The organism is Burkholderia sp. Ac-20345 (assembly GCF_017104825.1).
In the GTDB taxonomy this organism is placed as follows: Bacteria; Pseudomonadota; Gammaproteobacteria; order Burkholderiales; family Burkholderiaceae; genus Burkholderia; species Burkholderia lata_B.
This window is the reverse complement of the sequence record NZ_JAAGPO010000488.1, coordinates 1-1,400: the sequence shown is the minus strand read 5'-3', so window position 1 is coordinate 1,400 and position 1,400 is coordinate 1. Positions and strand designations below refer to the sequence as shown.

1 protein-coding gene and 1 pseudogene are annotated in these 1,400 nt (G+C 71.4%); both read right to left on the bottom strand.

The features are described from left to right. A pseudogene (locus G3O06_RS49565) lies at positions 1 to 168 on the bottom strand (RND transporter); the annotation flags it as partial. 30 nt (positions 169 to 198) lie between these two features. Beyond that, a partial coding sequence (locus tag G3O06_RS48190) for an efflux RND transporter periplasmic adaptor subunit (protein WP_205820440.1) occupies positions 199 to 1,400 on the bottom strand: 1,202 nt, incomplete at its 5' end.

The window sequence follows — 1,400 nt, the reverse complement described above, 5'->3', positions numbered from 1 at the left end:
GCCGGGCTGCGCGGCGGGCGCGCCCGCAGCCGGCATGCCCGCATAGTGCGCGGGCACCGCGACGGCGGGCGGGGAATAGGCGGGCAGCGTCGAACACGCGGCCAGTGCGGCGGCAACGCCGAGCGCGACGACGCGGCGGGCGAACGGGAGCGGACGAAAGAGGCACATGTCGGATATCTCGCGGGTTGTCATGGGCGATCAGCCGTGGGGGTTCGTTGACGTTGAAACAGGCGTTGCAGCCGGTGTCGACGCTGCCGCGTGAGACACCGCCGGCACACCGGTTGCCGAGCCCGCTTGCGCGCCTGCCGCAGCGCCCGGCGTCGCGCCATGCTCGACCGACACGACCCTCACGGCCTCGCCGCTGGCGATCGAATCCCCCGGGTTGTCGATCACGCGATCGGTCGCGGCCAGCCCTGCGACGATCTCGACATGCGTGCCGAAATCGCGCCCGATCTGCACGGATTTCAGCGCGGTGCGTCCGTTCGCATCGACGGTCGCGACCGTCACGCCGTTCGGCCGGAACAGCAGCGCGCTGACCGGCAGCTCGAACGCGGGCGCCGCACTCGCCACCAGCAGGTGCGCCTGCGCATACGCACCGGGCAGCAGCGCACCGTCGCGATTGTCGACGTCGATCTCGACGCGCAGCGTGCGTGTGACCGGATCGATCGCGCCCGCGCTGCGCGCGACATGGGCGGCGAAGCGCCGCCCCGGATACTGCTGCGTGGTCAGGTACGCGGACGTGCCGGCCGAGATGCCGGCCGCGCTGTCTTGCGGCACGTCGACGAACACGCGCAGCGTGTCGGTCTGCTCGAGGTGGAACAGTTCGCCCGACAGCCCCGGGCTGCCCGGCGTGCCGCCCGCCGTCACGAGCGTGCCGACGTCGACGTTGCGCGCGGTGATCACGCCGTCGAACGGCGCGGTGACCGATTCATACGACACGAGCTGGTTCAGGTGCGCGGCATTCGCCTGCGCGGACGCGAGCATCGCACGCTTCGCATTCATGTCGGCAACCTTCGTGTCGGTGTCCTGCTGCGACACCGACTGCGTCGTCAGCATGCCCTGCCAGCGCTGCGCGGTCGATTTCGCGTAGTCGTAGTTCGCCTGCGCGGTCGACGTGTCGGCGTGCGCCTGGCGCAACTGCGCGTCGAGGTCGGGCGCCGCGATCTGCGCGAGCGTTTGCCCGGCTTTCACATGCGAGCCGATGTCCGCGTTCCAGTGCGCGATGTAGCCGCTGGTGCGCGCGTAGATCGATGCTTCCGCATATGGCATCACCGCGCCCGGCAGCGTGAGCGTCTGGTCGGCCGGGGCCGCGCCGGGCTGGATCACGGATACGGGCGCCGCCTGCTGCGCGGCCACCTGCACGCGCTGGGCGGCGCGCGCATCGAGGCGCGGCACGATGA